14 protein-coding genes are annotated in these 18,815 nt (G+C 67.1%); 13 read left to right on the plus strand and 1 reads right to left on the minus strand.

All coding sequences use genetic code 11. The annotated features are described in order from the left end of the window. Positions 1-194: 194 nt before the first annotated feature. The 13 genes from ABNQ38_RS07185 to ABNQ38_RS07245 all read left to right on the plus strand — a co-directional run bounded on the left by ABNQ38_RS07185 (position 195) and on the right by ABNQ38_RS07245 (position 17,606). Positions 195-569 (plus strand): minor capsid protein, encoded by a 375-nt coding sequence (locus ABNQ38_RS07185; RefSeq protein WP_377806444.1) that lies wholly within the window; start codon positions 195-197, stop codon positions 567-569. Positions 570-585: 16 nt separating this feature from the next. Beyond that, complete coding sequence (locus tag ABNQ38_RS07190; RefSeq protein WP_174474169.1) at positions 586-1,107, plus strand: hypothetical protein; 522 nt, start codon at positions 586-588, stop codon at positions 1,105-1,107. Positions 1,108-1,191: 84 nt separating this feature from the next. Next, positions 1,192-1,551: a hypothetical protein gene (locus tag ABNQ38_RS07195; RefSeq protein ID WP_377806445.1), complete on the plus strand. Its 360-nt coding sequence runs from the start codon at positions 1,192-1,194 to the stop codon at positions 1,549-1,551. A gap of 59 nt (positions 1,552-1,610) precedes the next feature. Continuing rightward, positions 1,611-1,871: a hypothetical protein gene (locus tag ABNQ38_RS07200; RefSeq protein ID WP_377806446.1), complete on the plus strand. Its 261-nt coding sequence runs from the start codon at positions 1,611-1,613 to the stop codon at positions 1,869-1,871. 15 nt (positions 1,872-1,886) lie between these two features. Then, positions 1,887-3,209 carry a hypothetical protein gene (locus tag ABNQ38_RS07205; protein ID WP_377806447.1) on the plus strand — a complete coding sequence of 441 codons (1,323 nt, stop codon included), beginning with the start codon at positions 1,887-1,889 and terminating at the stop codon, positions 3,207-3,209. Between the two features lie 3 nt (positions 3,210-3,212). Then, on the plus strand, positions 3,213-3,602 hold the full coding sequence (locus ABNQ38_RS07210; protein ID WP_174474166.1) for a phage tail protein: 390 nt from the start codon (positions 3,213-3,215) through the stop codon (positions 3,600-3,602). A 60-nt stretch (positions 3,603-3,662) separates the two neighbouring features. Continuing rightward, the gene (locus ABNQ38_RS07215; protein ID WP_377806448.1) at positions 3,663-4,409 is read left to right on the plus strand and encodes a phage minor tail protein L; all 747 of its coding nucleotides are present in this window, start codon (positions 3,663-3,665) and stop codon (positions 4,407-4,409) included. Between the two features lie 42 nt (positions 4,410-4,451). Continuing rightward, on the plus strand, positions 4,452-5,159 hold the full coding sequence (locus ABNQ38_RS07220; RefSeq protein ID WP_377806449.1) for a C40 family peptidase: 708 nt from the start codon (positions 4,452-4,454) through the stop codon (positions 5,157-5,159). After that, positions 5,152-9,759 (plus strand): phage tail protein, encoded by a 4,608-nt coding sequence (locus ABNQ38_RS07225; RefSeq protein WP_377806450.1) that lies wholly within the window; start codon positions 5,152-5,154, stop codon positions 9,757-9,759. Before ABNQ38_RS07220 ends, ABNQ38_RS07225 begins: the two co-directional genes overlap by 8 nt. A gap of 1 nt (position 9,760) precedes the next feature. Beyond that, complete coding sequence (locus tag ABNQ38_RS07230) at positions 9,761-10,192, plus strand: hypothetical protein (RefSeq protein WP_377806451.1); 432 nt, start codon at positions 9,761-9,763, stop codon at positions 10,190-10,192. Next, positions 10,189-10,398 carry a hypothetical protein gene (locus ABNQ38_RS07235; RefSeq protein ID WP_377806452.1) on the plus strand — a complete coding sequence of 70 codons (210 nt, stop codon included), beginning with the start codon at positions 10,189-10,191 and terminating at the stop codon, positions 10,396-10,398. The genes ABNQ38_RS07230 and ABNQ38_RS07235 overlap by 4 nt, the downstream gene beginning before the upstream one ends. 1 nt (position 10,399) lies before the next feature. Next, entirely contained in the window at positions 10,400-16,963 is a 6,564-nt protein-coding gene (locus tag ABNQ38_RS07240; RefSeq protein ID WP_377806453.1) for a LamG domain-containing protein, read from the plus strand. A gap of 136 nt (positions 16,964-17,099) precedes the next feature. Then, positions 17,100-17,606, plus strand: coding sequence for a lysozyme (locus ABNQ38_RS07245; protein WP_377806454.1), 507 nt, complete (start codon positions 17,100-17,102; stop codon positions 17,604-17,606). 64 nt (positions 17,607-17,670) lie between these two features. Here ABNQ38_RS07245 and ABNQ38_RS07250 read toward each other — a convergent pair whose 3' ends face one another. Further along, positions 17,671-18,582 carry a recombinase family protein gene (locus ABNQ38_RS07250; protein ID WP_377806455.1) on the minus strand — a complete coding sequence of 304 codons (912 nt, stop codon included), beginning with the start codon at positions 18,580-18,582 and terminating at the stop codon, positions 17,671-17,673. Positions 18,583-18,815: the final 233 nt, after the last annotated feature.

The raw sequence follows: 18,815 nt of genomic DNA on the forward strand, positions 1-18,815 counted from the left end.
ACCGTCCAAGGGGAAAACTTACGTCACCCCCTTGTTCTGGAAAGCTTTTTCAAAAACATATGGCGCCTCCCCACGAGGTAAGATAATCATCCGTTTAAAGGAATTATATCCTTTTAGCGGATGAAGGTCCAATGGGACGAATGCCCTTCCGCCATTCGCCTCCCCCCTGACCGTCTTATCGGAGTCCCGAGGCCATGCTGCTGCACGCATTGCTCAAACACGTCGAAGCCGAAGGGCTGGGAACCGAAGGAGGGTCCCTGTTCCTGGGCCGGGCGCCGCAGGACAGCGCTACGGGATCGGTCTTCCTGCCGCGGGGCGGAACCCGCCGCGACTATGCGCAAGGCCTTCGCCGGCTGTCCTTCCAGGTCCGCACCCACGATCCCGACTATCTCGCCGGGGAGGCCCGCGCCCTGGCGATTGCCGACGCCCTGACCCTGCGGGCGGCTCCGGCCGGGGGCTGTTTCGTCATCTCGTGCCTGCCCCAGCACGAGCCGCTGATGCCCCACGACGAGACGGCAAGCACCTTCACCTTCATCGTCAACTATCGCGCCGACTGGCGTGTCGCCTGATTAGGAGACTATACCCATGGCCATCACCACCGAAGACATCGCCCTCGGCATCTGCGACGTCACCTTCGACGGCATCGATCTCGGCTCGACCAAGGGCGGCGTCGAAGTGACCGTCAAGACCACGAACTATCAGGTCAAGGCCGACCAGATGGGCGAGACCCCGATCAAGGACGTCATCACCGGCACTGAGGTGTCGGTCAAGGTGCCGATGCTGGAAACCAACCTGACCAAGCTGCTGGCGGTGATGCCGCAGGCGGTCGGCGTCGGCGCGGCTGGTGCCGAGGTCGGGGTCGAGATCCGCTCCGGCGTCAACATCGACCTGCTGGCCATCGCCGCCCCGCTGAAGCTGCACCCCACCGCCCTGCCCGCCTCCACCACCAAGGACGATTTCGTCGCCTTCAAGGCCGCGCCGCTGCCCAACTTCACCTTCAAGTACGAGAACGGCGGCGAGCGCGTCTACGAGGTCACCTTCAGCTGCTATCCGGACGGCACCGCCGGCAACCGCATCGCCGCCTTCGGCGCCCCCGTCGCCGCCTGACCATGATGGTCAACGGCCGCGGGGGCTTTCGTCCCCGTGGCCGCCCTCGCGGACCTTGCCTGCCACCAGCGACCGGGATCCTCCATGCCCCAGCCCACCATCCTGAACCTCGATGAGTTCCGCGTTTCCCGCAGCGTCGTCATCGGCGGGCGCGAGCGCATCCTGAAGAACATGACCGTCGAACAGTTCCTGCAAGCCGGGGACATCGAGCGGAAGCTCGAGGAGGCCGGCAGCGACCGGGCGCAGATCCCGATCCTGGTCGATGTGATCGCCGGCCATCTCGAGGACACCCCGCGCGAGGAGATCCTCGGCCTCGATCTGGGTCAGCTCCTGGTCCTGCTGGCCTTCATCCGCGGGATCGATCCGGCGGGAGATGGCCAACCGGGGGAACGCCAGCCGGGGGAGCCGCGGGCGGGCAAGCGGGGGAACCGTCGGGCCCGCTGACGCGGCTCGACTTCGCCTACTGCTTCGCCCGCGTCAGCCGCTTCTACGGCATCGACCCGTTGCGCCTGCTGGCGCTGCCGGTGCGGATGTTCTGGACCCTGTTCAACGAGATCGACCGGCTGCGCGCGGAGGAGATGGCCGACTGGCTGCCGGTGCATCTGACGGCGGCCGGCGTCGGCGCCCGCGAACTGCACGACCGGCTGCGCCAGCGGGTCGGCACGCCGTTCGCCTTCGCCGACCTGCCCGATGGCGGCCGGGCGGCCGGGGAGCCGGGCCTGACCGAAAAGGCCAAAACCAGACTGCGTGCCCGCTTCGGCTAACAGAAAGGGAAAACCATGGCTGAAAACGCCGCCGGCCCGATCATGACAATCACGTTCGATAAGTCTTGCACCGCTTCCATCAAACGCCTGGATGGTACCGTCAGCAATCTTGCGGTGCAGACCTATTCCTTGCTGGATGAGACGCGCCAGCAACTCAATGAGATTCATGAGGCTGGCAAGAATCTGATCACACCCAAGGCGGTGGCCAACCGTTTTGCCGCGCCTTACAGCGCTGCCGCACAGTTTGCCCAAGAGCAAACCGATGCGAAGGCTGCGCAAGGTGCTCCGTCGGACGCACCCGCGCAGAAGACCGACGAGGCCGCCAAGAAGTACAATCAGGTGATGGGCTCTGCTTTGCGTCCGCTTGGCGAACGTGTGAAGGCCAGCTTCGGCGACGGCTTGCAAAGCCTGCTCGACGGTTGGAGCGACGGCGTGCTGAGCGTCGTGACCGGCAAGCAGCAAATCGGTCCCGCCTTTCAGAAACTGTTCGCCACCATGCGGAACCAGTTGCGGGATTTCCTCGTGAAATCGATTGCGCAACAGACCGGCGCCGGGCTGCTCAACGTGCTGGGCTTCAAGACCAGCATCCCCGAAAACGGTAAATCCGCCGCGAAGGCCGGCGATCCGTCGGCATCCGCTCAAACGGACAGGAAGGACGAAGCCAAAGCGTCCTCCGACACGTCGGCGAATGGAAATGGGACAGCTGGCGGCGGCTCGACCGGCACGGCCGATACCGGCAACGGACTTTCCAATTTCATCGACTCGTTCTTCACCTCCGACAGCCTGCTTGGCACCATCTGGTCGAAGATTTCCGACCTCTTCAAGTCGGGTGGACTGCTCAGCGGCCTGATGTCCAGCATCTCCGGCCTCTTTTCCTCACTGTTCAAACCCGAAGGGCCGCTGGGCGGCATCCTGTCGGGCGTCGCCAGCTTCTTTTCGGCGTTCTTCCACACCGGCGGCATCGTCGGTGAAACCGGCCGGCCGGGGCGGATGATGTCCGCCGGGCTGTTCGCCGGCGCTCCCCGCTTCCACACCGGCGGTCTGGTGGCGGGCGAGGTCCCGATCATCGCCCGCAAGGGCGAGGCCGTCTTTACGCCGGAACAAATGACGAACGCAGACCGCCTGATCCAGGCGGCGCAGGATGGCGGCCCTGCGGTGACCCAGTCGGTGACGGTGAATGTCGCCGGCGGCTCCACCGGCGACCGCGAGCAGGACAAGGCGCTCGCGGAGCGGATCGGCGCGTCGGTCAAGGAGCAGCTGCGCGCGATGATGGGCAACGAGCTGCGCCAGCAGATGCGGCCCGGCGGCATGCTGAACAACATGAGCTACGGAGGCTGAGCGATGGCCGGCGAAACCACGAGCCAGAACGCCACGAGCCAGAACGGTGTCCCGGTCTTCCTGCCGCCCTGTCCGCCGGTGACCGGCAGCACCATCGAACCGGAGGTGAAGGTGCTGACCGCCGGTTTCGGCGACGGCTACACCCAGCGGGCGCCCGACGGCATCCACAACATCCGCGACCAGTATTCGCTGAGCTGGGAGTATCTCGACACCGATCAGGCGCGGGCGATCGAGGAGTTCCTGCGGGCCCGGCGGGGCGCGGAAAGCTTCCTGTGGAAGCCGCCCGGCGAACCCGACCGCCGGCGCTGGATCTGCAGCAAATGGAAGCGCACCCGCACCCATTACCTGTTCTCCAGCATCTCCGCGACCTTCGTCGAGGTCTTCGACCTCTGACCCTGCGCGGCCGCTTCGCTCCCTTCGACGGCGGGGGCGGCGCCCATCCAAGGAATCCCCATGAGCCAGACCAACATCCCCAAATGGGATGAACGGCCGGCGCTTGCCGCCGCCGCCCAGTCGCCCGATCCCGGTGCCTATGTGACGCTGTTCACGCTGGACCTGACCATGTATCCCGGCGGCACGATCCATCACTTCACGCCCTCGGGCAGCGGCGGCGAGCCGGTCCTGCTCGGCGGCATCGCCTATGTCCCGGTCGAGATGGAGACCGAAGGGTTCGAATGGACGGCGACCGGGGCGCTGCCGACGCCGCGCCTGCGCATCGCCAACATCAACCGCCAGATCTCGGCGCTGATCTACCAGTTCTCCGACCTGCTCGGCGCCAAGGTCAGGCGGCTGCGCACCTTCGACCGCTATCTCGACGGTCGGGCGGAGGCCGACCCGCTCGCCTTCTTCCCGCCCGACCTCTACCGGATCGAGCGCAAGAGCGCCCACACCGCCACCCATGTCGAGTTCGAGCTGTCGGCGGCCATCGACCAGGAGGGGGCGATGCTCCCCGGCCGGCAGGTGCTGCGCGACGGCTGCACCCGCCGCTACCGCCATTGGATCGGATCGGGGTGGTCGTTCGACGGCGTCGACTGCCCCTATTCCGGCAGCCGCTGCTTTACTGCGACCGGCGAGAGTACCGGCGATTCGGCCAAGGATGCCTGCGGCAAGCGGCTGGCCGACTGCCGCCTGCGCTATCCCAACTCGACCGATCTCCTGCCTTTCGGCGGCTTTCCCGGCGTCTCCCGGATCCGGGTCTGATGCGGGTGCCCCTCCCCTCACACTCAGAGGAGCCAGCAGCGCATGTTCACCGCTGACGCGATCCTCGCGATGAAGCGCCACGCCCTGGCCGACTATCCGCGCGAGAGCTGCGGTCTGGTGGTGGCCGGCACCTACCGGCCCCTGTCCAACCGCGCCGCCGACCCGGCGGCCCATTTCCGCATCGACGATGCCGACTACCTCGCCCATGCCGACGCCATCGACGCCATCGTCCACAGCCATCCCGACGGGCCGCTCCATCCGTCGGCCGCCGACATGCGCGGCCAGATCGACAGCGCGGTGCCTTGGGCGATCCTGGCCACCGACGGAGAACGCTGTTCCGATCCGATCCTCTGGGGCGACGGCGTGCCGGTGCCCGATCTGATCGGCCGCGAGTTCCGTCACGGCGTGACCGACTGCTACGCCCTGGTGCGCGACTGGTTCCAGCTGGAACGGGGCATCCGGCTGCCGGATTTTCCGCGCGACGACGAGTGGTGGCACGCCGGCAAGAACCTCTATCTCGAGCATTTCGCCGACGCCGGCTTCTCGGTGGTCCGCTCCGGCGAGGCGGCGGCCGGCGACGTCGCGCTGATGACCGTGCTGTCGCCGGTGCCCAACCATGCCGGCGTCGTCCTCGACGGCGGCCTGCTGCTGCACCACCTGCCGCGCCGCCTGTCGCGCCGCGAACCCTTCGGCCCCTGGCACCGGCAGATCGTCCACATCCTGCGTCACAAGGATCTCGCTCATGGCTAGGATCCATCTGCACGGTGCGCTCGGCCGCCAATTCGGGCGCCTTGCCGACTATCAGGTCCGCGACGCCGCCGAGGCGATCCGGGCGCTCGCCGCCAACCATCCCGATTTCGAGAAGGTCTTCCGCGAAGGCTCCTACCGGCTGGTCCGCGGCCCGCGCTCGCGCGGCGGCATCGACCTGACCCTCGACACCCTGACGCTCGGGCTCGGCAGCGCCGACCTGCACATCATCCCGGTTCCGGCCGGCGCCAAAAGCGGCGGCGCCGGCAAGGCGATCATGGGCGCGCTGATCATGGTCGTGGCGATCTATGCCGCGCCCGCCGTTGTTGGCGCGCTCGGCCCGACCCAGGGACTTGGCGCGGCAGCAATCTCAGCGGGCAGTTTCTCCGTCTCCTACGGCTCGATCGCCCTGTTCGGCGCATCGATGATGCTGTCCGGCATCAGCCAGATGCTGTCGCCGACCCCCAAGGCCAACCTGCCCGACAACACGCAGAGCTATCTGTTCTCCGGCCCGGTCAACGTCACCGAACAGGGCGGATCGGTTCCCCTGATCTATGGCCGCTGCTGGGTCGGCTCGACCGTCATCTCCTCCGGCATGGATACGGAGCAGACCGGAACCGTCCAGCCCCAGCCGGCGGTATCGGCCGTCACCGCCGCTTCGGCTGGAGGTCCGGCAGGCGGGATCCAGGGGGCCAAGGGCGGCAAGTCCGGCCGCGGCGGTTCCGGCGCCACCGAGGACGCCAACAGCCTGCAGTCCAATGCGACCGCCCGGGTGATCGATCTGCTGGGCGAAGGCGAGATCGTCGGGCTGGTCGATAAGGGGAAGAGCATCTATTTCGACGGCACGCCGCTGATCGCCTCCGACGGGACGGAGAACTTCAAGGGCGTGAGCTGGAAGCTGCTCAAGGGACTGCCCTCCCAGGACGCCGTCGAGGGCTTCGCCGACAGCGAGACCTCCGTCGCGGTCGGCGTCGAGGTGAAGAAGACCAGTCCGGTCGTCCGGACAATCCATAGCGACGAGATCGACACCGCACGCATCGTGCTGCGCTGGAACGCGCTGACCGAGCAGGACACGTCCAATGGCGACCTGCACGGGTCTTCGGTGGAACTGACCATCGAGGGACGGGCGGCCAATGGCAGCTGGACGCACCTGCTCGGCGACACGGTGAGCGGCAAGACCACCAGCGCCTACGAACGGTCCTACAAGGTCGGGCTGCGCCGGCTGGGCAAGGCGCCCTACGACATCCGCGTCACCCGCGTCACCCCCGATGCGACCCGCGCCTCGGTCCAGAACAGCTTCTCCTGGTCCCATTATGGCGAGATCGTCGAAGCCAAGTTCGGTTTCGACAATTCGGCGCTGGTCGCGCTGACGGTCAAGGCCGAGCAGTTCGGCAACTCGATCCCCGAGCGGGCCTATGACGTCAAGGGCCTGCTGATCCAGGTCCCGTCCAACTACGACCCGGAGACGCGGACCTATACCGGCCAGTGGGACGGCAGCCTCAAGACCGCCTGGAGCGACAACCCGGCCTGGGTGCTCTACGACCTGCTGACCAACAGGCGCTACGGCCTGGGCCAGTCGATCTCTGCCGAGGCGGTCGACCGCTGGTCGCTCTACACCATCGGCGTCTATTGCGACCAGCCGGTCAAGTCGGGCCGGCTGGACGCCAGCCGCCGCGACATCATGGAGCCGCGCTTCACCTTCAACGGGGTGATCTCCGGCCGGACCGAGGCTTACCGCGTCCTCCAGTCCATCGCCTCGACCTTCCGCGGTCTGATCTTCTGGTCGGCCGGCGGCGTGCTGGCCCGCGCCGACATGCCGGCCGATCCGATCAAGCTGGTCACCCCGGCCAACGTCATCGGCGGCAGCTTCACCTATTCCGGCACAGCGCTGAAGGCCCGCCACACCGCGGCGCTGATCACCTTCAACGATCCCGACGACGGCTACCGCCCGACGGTCGAGGTCGTCGAGAATGCCGGGATGATCCAGCGCTACGGCTGGCGGCCGATCGAGGCGACGGCCTATGGCTGCACCCGGCGCAGCCAGGCCCGCCGCCTCGGCCTGTGGATGCTCGACAGCGAGCAGCACGAGACCGAGACCGTCACCTACCGCTGCTCCTTCGACCATCTCGACGTCATGCCGGGCGACGTGGTCAAGCTGGCCGACCCGAACTGGGCGCTGGTGCGCACCGGCGGGCGGCTGGTCGCCTACGATCCGGAGCGGCAGGTCGTCACCCTCGACGACACGGTGACGCTGGAAACCAAGCAGAGCCACGTGCTGGCGCTCACCCTGCCGGACGGCCGGCTGGTCGACTGCCCGGTCCGCCGTCCGGTGCTGGAGGACCATACCACCGGCCAGCTCGTCATCGACGTGGCTCCGCTCGGCGGCGCGCTGCCGCAGCCGCATGCGGTGTGGATCCTGACCGCCACCAACCTCGCCCCGCGCCTGTTCCGGGTGCGCGCCGTCACCGAGAAATCGCCCGGCGTCTACGAGGTCACCGCCCTGCTGCACGAGCCCGGCAAATATGCCCGGGTCGAGGAGGGCGTGCAGATCGAGCCGGTGGCGACCCAGAGCGCCGCCAACGCCATCCCATCCCCCGCCAACCTCGCGGCGGTGGAAAGCGCCTATTGGGTCAACGGCCTGCCGCAGGCCCGGCTGACCGTCAGCTGGACGCCCAGCGACGATGCCCGCATCGCCGGCTACCGCGCCGACGTGATGACGCCGGGCGGCCAGTGGCAGGAATGGAAGGTCACCCGCGCCGGCAGCTTCGACATCGAGCCGGCGGCGGAGGGCGTCTACACCCTCCGCATCACCGCATTGGCCTACGACAACCGCCGCTCGGCGCCGGCGGAAATCCGGGCCACGGTGCGCGGCAAGGGCACGCCGCCCGGCCAGCCGGCCGGGCTGGTCGCCAAAGGCGGGCTGCGCCAGATCGCCCTGTCCTGGGTCAATCCGCCCGACACCGACCTTTCCCACATCGAGGTTCTGGAGGGGGCGGCGAACGACCTGTCGGCCGCTGCCGTCATCAGCACGGTCAAGGGCAACGCCTTCGTGCGCGCCGGGTTGGGCGGGCTGGTCACGCGCTACTACTGGGTGCGCGCTGTCGATCTCGGCGGCAATGTCAGCGACGTCAATTCCAACATCGGCACCGGCGCCACCACCGAGCAGATCTCCCACGACGACCTCGCCGACAAGCTGGTCTCGGAATCGAAGCTTGCTCCCTTCATGGCCGAGCGCATCACCGGGATCGAGAAGATCGCCGAAACGGTCACGTCGGGTCTGGTGCGCGTCAACGACAGCTATGGCCGCATCCGCAGCGAGATCGGCAGGCGCGAGGTCGATGTCGCGGAGGTGAAGGCGGACGTCAGGCAGGTCCAGGACGACACGCAGTCGCTGGCGAGCCGGGTCACCACCGTTGCCGCCCAGTTCGACGGGCAGATCGCCACCGTCAAGGAGGAACTGACGGCGCTGGTGACGGCGGACGAGGCGACGGCGACGCGCATCGACACGGTGATCGCGGCCTGGGACGGAAATCTGGCCGGCGTGCAGGCGAAGCTGACCGCGACGGCGAACGACACCCGGACCAATGCCGAGCGCATCGACAGCGTCGTCGCCGGCTTCGACAAGAGCCTGGCCGGCTATGACAGCCGCATCACCGCCAACGCGACCGCGACCGGCGCGCTGACCACGCGCCTCGATGTGATCGGAGCATCGGTCAATGGCGTGAAGGCGGGGCTGACCAGCGAGCAGACCGCCCGTGCCGACGCCGTCGGTGCCCTCGCCAACCGGATCGACAGTGCCTATGCGCATATCGACAATGTGTCGGGGTCGTTTCAAAGCCAAGTGAACATTGCGGTCGACAAAGCAAAAGCCGCTGCTGACAGGGTGGACGACCTGAGCACCACGGTCGGCAAGAATACGACCAGCATCCGTGAGCAGGCGACGACGATCAATGGGCTGTCGGGACAGTGGACAGTCAAAATCGACAACAATGGTGCCATCAGCGGGTTCGGCCTTTCCTCGGATCCGACCGGTGACGGTGGGGTGCGATCCGAGTTCTATGTGCGGGCCGACCGCTTCCTGATCGGCGTCCCCGGCGTTGGCGGCGGCATCGACCATCCCTTTGTCATCGGCAAGGTGGACGGGGTGTCCCGCATCTCCATGTCCGCCGCCTTCATCCAGGACGCCTCGATCAACAGCGCGAAGATCCAGGATGCCTCGATCAATAGCGCGAAGATCAGAGATGCAACGATCTCCAGCGCACACATCCAGGATCTGACGATCCGGGGCCAGAAGATCGAGGATTTCGCCACCGGCAATATGGCGGGGGTCCGCGCCGACATCACCAGCTGGACCGGTGGTGCCATGCAGATCGGCCCAAAAATTCCTTTGGACTGTACGGGGAAGCCGGTGGCGTTGATTGCGAGCTGTACCGGCTTTTCCAGCTCGAACGACGGCGCAACTGCAGGATTCGAATCAAGGACAGCCTCGATAGTCATAAGATCTCGGCCTGGATACAACGAATGGTGGGCGTGCGATATTCTCGGGACATACTTCCCGATTGGCGTAACCGTCTACGTGACCGCAATTGAACTGAGGAAGTAGCATGACAGCTTCTTCTATGAATTTTCCAATTTCTTCTGATATTGGAACAGAAGCGATGCCCGGACAGGTGGATTACATCGCATATGACGATGTTGGGCACATCTGGCAGACGGGCATCTGCGCTGCCGATATGCTCGAGCGGCAGACTTCGGATCATCCGCATCTCAGGATTCTCGTCGCCAAGGCCGATAACGCCACCGACCATATCGACCTGTCGGGCGAGGCTCCGGCGGTGCGTCGCCGCCCCACCATCGCCGGTCTCGACCAGCTGCCGGATGGGGCGGTGGTGGAGGTGCGCTGCCTCATCACCGGCTCGACCAAAAGCTACACCGTCAACGACGGCTCCTTCCAATACGACGACCTGCCTGGGACCTATCGGGTGACGGTGCGCCGCTTTCCCTACATGGACTTCGTCATGGAGATCCGGCTGTGAAGGTTACCAACGTCCGCACCCGCGACGAGATCGCGAAGCTGCGTCAACAGGCCTACCTCGCCGCATGGCCGGCGGCCCGGCAGCTGGAAGCCCAGCAGGACATGCTGAACGGCAACCCCGCCAAATGGGAGCGCATGCGCGCCGACTTCTCGGCGATCCGCGCGCTCTATCCCTATTCCGACACGACCCCCAGCGAGGAGAACTGACATGGCCGGCTGGTATCGCCAAGGCACCGTCGCCCTGACCCCCGGATCGGCCGCCGTCGCCGGCGCCGGCACCATGTGGATGGGCGTCGTGCGTCCGGGCTCCGCCTTCACCACCGACGGCAGGACGCTCTACGAGATCCGCGAGGTCGCCAACGACCGCACGCTGACCCTCGACCGCCCCTGGGAGGGCGAGACGGCGGCGGCGTCCGCCTATGCCGTCATCGCCGCGTCGGCGACCCTGTCCAACGCCGAACTGGCCGGCGAGATCGCGGCGATGGTCGCAAAATGGGCGGTGCGCGAGGACCAGTACGACGACTGGCTGGGCGGCTCCCCGAACGGCGGCCCGAATGCCGACGGCAAATATCCGCTGACCGACAGCAAGGGCGTCACCCGTCTGGTCGAAAGCCCGGCCCGCCTGCTCCAGCTTCTCGACGACGGGGTGGTGGAGCATGCCGCGCAGATCATTGCCGCCATCGAGGACGACGTGGCGACGGCACGGCAGGCCGCCACTGCCGCCACGGCGGCGATGACGGCCGTCGGCGCCGACCGGCAGGCCGTGGCGCAAGCCGCCGCGACCGTCGCCGCGCAGACCGGCGAAAGCAGCGCCGCCGCCGCGACCGCGACCGCCCAGGCGGCCATCGCCGTCCAGCGCGCCGATGAGGCCGCCGACAGCGCCGCTGCTGCGGCCGGGCTGGAGGCGTCCGCCACCGCGGCGCTTGCCGCCGTGGAAACCGCACGCGACATCGTGCTGGAGGCGCGGACCGAAGCCGGCACGGCGGCGACCGGCGCCCTGTCCTCCAGAACGGCGGCCGAGGCGGCGCGCGACACCGCGACCGCTGCGCGGGATGCTGCCCAACAGGCGCGTGACGCGGCGGTGACGGCGCGGACGCAGGCGCAGGACTGGGCGGTGAAGACCGATGCCCCGGTCTCCGGCAGCCTGAAGTCGGCGCTGTCCTACGCCCTGGACGCGGCCTCCCAGGCAACCGTCGCCACCGGCAAGGCGACGGAGGCCGCCGGCAGCGCCGTCGCGGCCGCCGCGAGCGCCGCCGCTCTCGACACTGCGGCAACCGCTGCGCAGGCCGCCGCCGGCAATGCCGCGACCGGCGCCCAGACCGCGACCGCCAAGGCTGCCGCTGCTGCCATCTCCGCCGACACCGCCCGTTCCGCCGCGCAGCAGGCGGAAGCCTCCGGGACCGGCAGCGCCACGGCCAGGACCGCGGCGGAGGCGGCCCGCGACAGCGCGGCCACCGCCATGACGGCGGCGCAGGTCGCCGCCTCCCAGGCCGGCCAGTCGCAGACCAACGCCGCCAACAGCGCGCAGACGGCGGCAACGGCGGCAGCGGACGCGATCTCGGCCAAGTCCGATGCGACCGCCGCCCGCGATCTGACCGTGGCCGCCCGCACGGAGGCCCAGGGTGCCCGCGATCTGGCCCAGGCCTTCGCCCAGGGCGCCGTCGGCTATCAACCCAGCCCCGGCGTCTATTCCGCTTTCCATTGGTCGGAGCAGGCCAAGGGCCATGCCCAGACCGCCGCGACCATCGTCGGCGGCTCCAATTTCGGCATCGTCGGCGATGGCACCTCGCAGCGCTTCGCCGCGGAGAACCCCGGATCGCTGCTGAACCTCGTGCAGGCCCCGGGCGGCAAGCTCACCTTCAACCCGGGCAACCGCGCGGTCTCCTTCGGTTTCGATGCCACGACCGCGCCGGTGGCGGCATCCGGCACCATCACCGCCGGCACCGTGCAGGGAGCGCTGGAGGAGATCGACCACCGGCTGTCCACCCTGTCGCAGGACAGCATCGCCAACGGCGGCGGCTCGGTGCGGGTGACGGAGGACGGAGCGGTCGAGATCGTCCCGGCCGCCGGCCGGACGGCGACCTACAAGGGTGGTGAGCTGCACACGTCCGCGACCGCCTACGGCAAGGCGCAGACGGATGCCGCCATCGCCGCCATGATCGCTGCCGGGCAGGCGGCCGGTGCGGCCAGGCTGACGACGCCCCGCACCATCGCCCTGTCGGGCGGGGCGACCGGCACGGCGACCGCGTTCGACGGCACCCAGAACATCGCCATCCCGGTGACGGCGGTGGCGGCGTCGGCGCTGACCGGCACCATCGACATCGCCCGTCTGCCGGCAGGCGCGCTGGAACGCCTGTATCCGGTCGCCAGCGACGCCGAGCGCTTCGCTTTGACCACCGCCCAGGTGCAGAAGGGCGACACGGTGCAGGTCGGCGGCACCGGCGGCCTGATGTATCTGGTCGTCGACGAAAGCAATCTCGGCAACGCGGCGGGCTACCGGGCCTACACCGCGGCACGCGCTTCGGCGGTGGACTGGTCCGGGGTGGAGAGCAAGCCGGCTCTGCTGACCGCCCTCGCCTCGCTCGACAACGCTGCCGGCGTGCTGACGCAGACCGGGGCGGGCACCGCCACCAAGCGGGCCGTCGGCACGGCAGCGTCGACCGATATTCCGGATCGGGCGGCGGCGGACGGGCGCTATGCCGTGCTGTCCGGACCGACCTTTACCGGCACTGTTGCCACCAGTATCGGCACACTCGCCGCCTCCTCCGGCAGCGAGATCATCCACGGAACCCGCTTCAGCGGAAGCGGAGGCGGCAATGGTGACAGCTTGATCACCCGCTATCTGCGCACCGGCACCACCACCACAGACTGGAAAACCGGTGCGTGGGAAATCCGCCGCCGGGTCGATGTCACCGATCAGGGCTTCATGCGCTTCGGTGGCTCGGCCACCCAGCAACTGTCCTGGGGCTTCAACGCTACCGAACGGCTGGCGCTGCCGATCACCGGCAGCCTGACGCTGGACGGCCAAACCGTCTGGACGGCGGGCAACGATGGGGCGGGTTCCGGCTGCGACGCCGATCTGCTGGATGGCCTGCAGCCGGCGACGGCGGCGACCGTCAACACCATCGTTCAGCGCGACGGTAGTGGCAACATCCAGGCCAACGGCTTCGGCGGCGCCTATGTCGCGCTGACGTCGGCCAGCCCCAACATGACCATGACGGAGACGGACGGGGCGACGGACGGCAAGCTCTGGATCAGGGCGGTCAACAACGGCATCCTCACTGACTACATCGCCAACGATGCCAACAACACCGGGGTGACTTGGCGCACCGTGACCCGCTCCGGTATGTCGATCACCGGCATCGACTACAAAATCACCCCGACCGTCAACGGCGCTCCGTTCAACGCCAACAGCGTCACCAAGTCGGCAGTCACGGTTCTTCCGGCCACCGGTATCCTCGACGTCCCCGCCAAGTCGATCCTGGCGGTCTACAGCCAGTTCGTCGGCCAGGTCTTCAACGTCGATTACAACACCGAGGCGCAATACACCCAGGAGAATGCCGCCACCGGCACCGATCAGGTCGGCGGCCAGTTCCAGCTTTACAGCACCGCCGGGGGCGGCGGGGCCGATGCCGCCACCAAGCTGCTGATCCACGCCGATGGCGCCAATGGCTCGACCGAGATCATCGACGAGCGCGGCATCACGCCGTTCGGCACCCATTGCGGCTGGTTCGACGGGGCGAGCTGTTGGAAGGTTCCCTCCAGCTACAAGCTGGCCTTCGGTTCTTCCCAGGACTTCACCTACGAATTATGGATTCGACCGCAGGACGTGGTCAGCCCGCACGTCCTGTTCGACCTGCGCCCCGCCTCCGGCTCGGATCCGACCACAACCCTGCACATCGAGAGCGGTACGTTCCGGCTCAACACCGCCGGAACGACCACCCGAATCAATGCCGGTAGCGCCGTCGCCGACAGCTGGACCCATGTCGCATATGTGCGGCGCAACAGCACAGGCACCCTCTACATCGGCGGCGTTTCCGTCGGGTCGTGGACGGACACGAGCGTCTATGCCAACAGCCCCCTCCACATCGGCGTGTCCGGCTACAACAACACCTCGTTCTTCCTGGGCTGGATGGATCAGTTCAGGGTGTCCAGGATCGCCCGCTACACCGCCAACTTCACGCCCCCGACCACGGCGTTCGTCACCGATGCCGACACCGTCAATCTGTTCAGCTTCGACGACGGCCATGGCGGGCAGGTGCTGAAGGACCGCGCCAACAGCGGTCGCCCCGTCCTCCTCGGCGGCAGCGGCGCGGCGATCTCCAGCGAGCAGGCCAAATTCGGAACCACCAGCTTCAAACTCGGCACAGGCGGATCGTGCGTCGTCGGCTGGGGCAGCACGCCGCAAGCGGATCTCGCCTTCGGCAACGACAACTTCACCGTCGATTTCTGGTGCTACAAGACCAACACCGGCGACGCCGTGCTGTGGTCGGGCGGCAACAACGCCTATGCCCCGCAGTTGCGCACCAATGGCGCCGGCGGCGCGATTACCGTCTATCTCAGCACCGACAATGCATCCTGGAACATCGCTGCGGCTAGCACCGGAGCGGTCCTGACGGTCAACGCCTGGAACCACATCGCCATCACGCGCAGCGGCACCACCTGCTACGTCTTCCTGAACGGTGCAGTGATCGGCACCTACATGGTCGGGACCGGCTCCTTCACCATGAACGGCCCCTACCACTATTTCGGCGGCGCCAGCGACAACTCGGCGATCATGGCCGGCCATATCGACGAGGTGCGGATCAAGCGCAGCGAGGCGGCCTGGATTTCCGCCTTCACCCCGCCGACCGCCGCCTACGCTCCCGACGCTCGCACCGTGCTCCTGCTGCATTTCGATGGCGCGAATGGAGACAGGATGACGCTGGACAGCAGCGGGTCGAGCTATGGGATGAATGCGTTCGGGGACAGCGTCACCCCATCGGGCACCGTCACCACCGCGCTGTCGGCAACCTACACCCGCGCCGGTCACGCGACTTCGATGCCCGGCTATTTCTACTATGGCTTCGCTGGGGCCAGCGGTGCCAACCCCTCCGGCCATCCGCTCTATTTCGGCCCGAATACCAAGCTGTGCCTTGAGGGCTGGTATTACTTCCCGAGCATCCCTGCTGATGGTGTCGGTATCTTCTCGCTGCTCAACTACGGCATCCCCGCCAATAGCAGCAGTCTTTATTGCCGTATCTACGCCGGTCAGCCAAAGCTCGCGGTGAACGGAAATGAATGGGTAGCCGTTGGCCCGGCAATCACAGCGGGGTGGAATCATATTGCCGTGCTGCGCGAAGCGCGCGGCTGGTGTGTCTATACCAACGGCGTTGGCGGCACCATCGCCAATCCGGCCATCAATATCGCCTACCCGGGCGGCGGCACCGAATGGCGTCTGCAAATCGGCGCCTATGACGGCGGTGTCGGCACCATCGCCGGTTCCGGCGTTATCGACAGTTTCCGCGTCACCAACGGGCAGCCGCGCTACACCACCAACTTCACGCCGGCCACCCTGGTCAGTGATGACATGACCACTCTGTTCTGGGAGTTCAACGGCGCGGTCGGCCAGAAGTGGGTGAAGGAGCTGAGCCAAAACACGGCGCTGATCGCTGCCAACGGCAATGCCCGCACGGTGAAGGATGGGGTATGGATCGCGCCCAATTTCGGTAACGGAAACACGGTGCCGCAAATCGGCACAGGTCAAGCCAAATTCGGAACCGGGTCTGTATATAACGGCGGCTCTGGCTATGCTTGCCAGACCGTTCCGAATGCCTCTTGGATGAGCGGATCGGTCGATCTGACAATTGAGGCGTGGGTACGTCCCGAAAACTACTCAAGCTCCCGCATCATCGCACAAAAATGGGGGGCGTCCGATGAGACGTGGGCGTTCTACCTCGATACCAACGGATGGCTGAAGTTCCGCTACAAAGGAACAAGCTTCAATAGTGACTTGTACGCTGGCGGCCCGCAAGTCATCCCTCTGAACACTTTTACGCATGTGGCGGTTACGATCTCTTCTGCCGGGACTGTGGCGTTTTTCGTCAACGGAGCTAAGTTCGGGTACGGGGGGGCCGGTGGCGGCACAGCTATGCGGACAGACAGTAGTGGACCGTTGATGCTGCTCGGCTCGACTAACGGCGGTGACTATGGCATCGCTGGCTATGTGGACGAACTTCGCCTCTCTACCGGAATTCGCTGGAGCGCCTCCTTCACCCCGCCGACCATTCCCTACGGCAGCAGCTACGTCACCGGCCCTTTCTATGTGGCGACGCTCGACAGCAGCCGCATCGACGTGTCGGACTGGAGCACGATCCATTCGGCGACGATCACGCAGACCACCCCGCCCGGCACCGGCATCAAGTGGCTGGTCAGCTTCGACGGCCGGGCGACGTGGCGGAAGTGGGACGGATCGGCCTGGGTTGTCGTGCCCCTCAACAGCGGGGCCAGCATCGACACCAACGGCAACGATTATCTGACCCTGCAGACTGCCCTCACGAACCTGAACGTCGAAGCCTACAGCACCATCGACTTCGCCTTCTCGCTGAAGACGGCCAACCCGAACTTCTCGCCCAGCGTCGATGCGGTGACTCTGGCGCGGGACGAGTACGAGCTCGGGGCCGCCAAGATCGACTACACGATCAAGCGCAACGGTGCGGCCGGAGCCGAAATCCACCGCATCACCAACCTGAAGCCCTACCCGGTCAACGTCGTCTACGACTACGTCGCCTGACGCGGGCGGTCCCGGGGCCATCCCCGGGACCCTGGCCCCGATCCGGCGGAGCGCTGTCGCCCTGACGGTCCCGGCAGTGCTCCGCCGGATCCGCTCCCACCCTGTCTCCCCATCTATCGCCCGGGAGTCCTGATCCATGCCCGATCCGATCTGCAAGGCCGCCATCGACCTTGTGAAGCATTTCGAAGGCCTGTCGCTCAAAGCCTATCTCTGCCCGGCCGGCATCCCGACCATCGGCTATGGCCACACCGCCGGGGTGACGCTCGGGCAGAGCATCACCGCCGCAAGGGCCGAAACGCTGCTGTCCCGCGACCTCGCCGCCGCTGCGGCCGTGGTCGACAGGCTGGTGACGGTGCCGCTGAATGGCGGGCAGCGCGGTGCGCTCGCCAGCTTCGTTTTCAATCTGGGACGGGGGAACTTCCAATCCTCGACCCTGCTGAAGCGGCTCAACATGGGGGACCATGAAGGGGCCGCCGGCGAGTTCGGCCGCTGGGTCTACGCCACCGTCAATGGCAGGAAAACGCAGCTTCCAGGCTTGGTGAAACGTCGGGAGGCCGAGGCCCTGCTGTTTCGCCGCAATCTTTTCCTGACCAGGATCGCTGCGGCCGATCCGATGCCGCAGGCCCTCGACGAGCCCGCATGATCCCGTGCTTTTCCCTCATCGCCGATCCTGCCGCCAAGCCGGGGCGCAGAAGGCTGACCGCCGGCTACGCGCTCTCCGGCTTTCGCACCATCCCCTGATCCCGGGCGCGATCCAACAGGTTCTTCACCGACGACCGGCTCCAGCGCAGGCCACCGCGCGGCGTGCGCTGCCCCATGCTTTGCAGCCGGCGCGCGATGCCATCGAGCGTGATGCCGGGCTCGGCCCGCGCCAGCCCCGCCACCATCAGCACGAGGTCGTTGCTGTCGACCCGCTTGGGCGCCGCATCGAGAAGGTTCTGACGAACCAGCCCCGCTGCGGCCAGCCGGCGGACGGCGCGGATCAGGCTGTTGGGAGTCCATGGCTTGCGATCCCACGGCCGGGTCCGCCCCTGCGCCTTCAATGCCCGTACGACCTGATCCCATGGTGCCGTCGGGCGCAGAGCCTCGACGGTCGGCAGGAACTCCTGGGCGTGCGCGACGACCAGCTCGTCGCGAGCGGCCTCGCGGCCCTGCCGTGCCTTTTCCAGCGCCGCCGGGTCCCGTCGGCGCAGGCCGGGATTGCCGGGCACCTTCCCCCTGGCCACCGCGGCCCTGAGCCCGGCGATCGAGCGCTCGCGGATCAATGCCCGTTCCAACTCGGCCGCGGCACCGAGAACCTGCAGGGCAAAGCGCCCCTGCGGGCTGGTGGTGTCGATCGGGTCGCTCAGCGACTTGAAGGCGACACCGCGCTGCCCCAGCCCGTCGATCACCTCCAGCAGATGGAACAGCGACCGTGCCAGCCGGTCGATGCGCGCCACCACCAGCGTGTCGCCTTTCCTCAGGCTGGCGAGCGCCTTGGCCAGCACCGGCCGGTCACGGTCGCCACCCGACGCATGCTCCTCGAAGATGACCGTACAGCCGGCTTGCCGCAGGGCGAGCAGCTGGGAGTCGGTGGATTGGTCTTCGGTGGAGACGCGGGCGTAGGCGACGAGGGCCATCGGGATGTCCTGGGCATTCTGGGCGGAGACGCCTGTCGGGCTCTTTGTACAGAATATAAGTCGATTTCATCCACCCGGATGAATATGGAGGCATGCTCCGCCACGGATCGGCCGCCCCATGCCCGGCAGGTTCGTTAGCGTCCTGACATGCGACAAAAGTCCTGCCACTCCTATCCAGGCACGGGGCGGCAAGGCCGTGCACCACGGCCGATGGAACGTCGCTGGAGCTGAGC

The organism is Azospirillum sp. A29, from assembly GCF_042604625.1.
GTDB lineage: Bacteria > Pseudomonadota > Alphaproteobacteria > Azospirillales > Azospirillaceae > Azospirillum > Azospirillum palustre.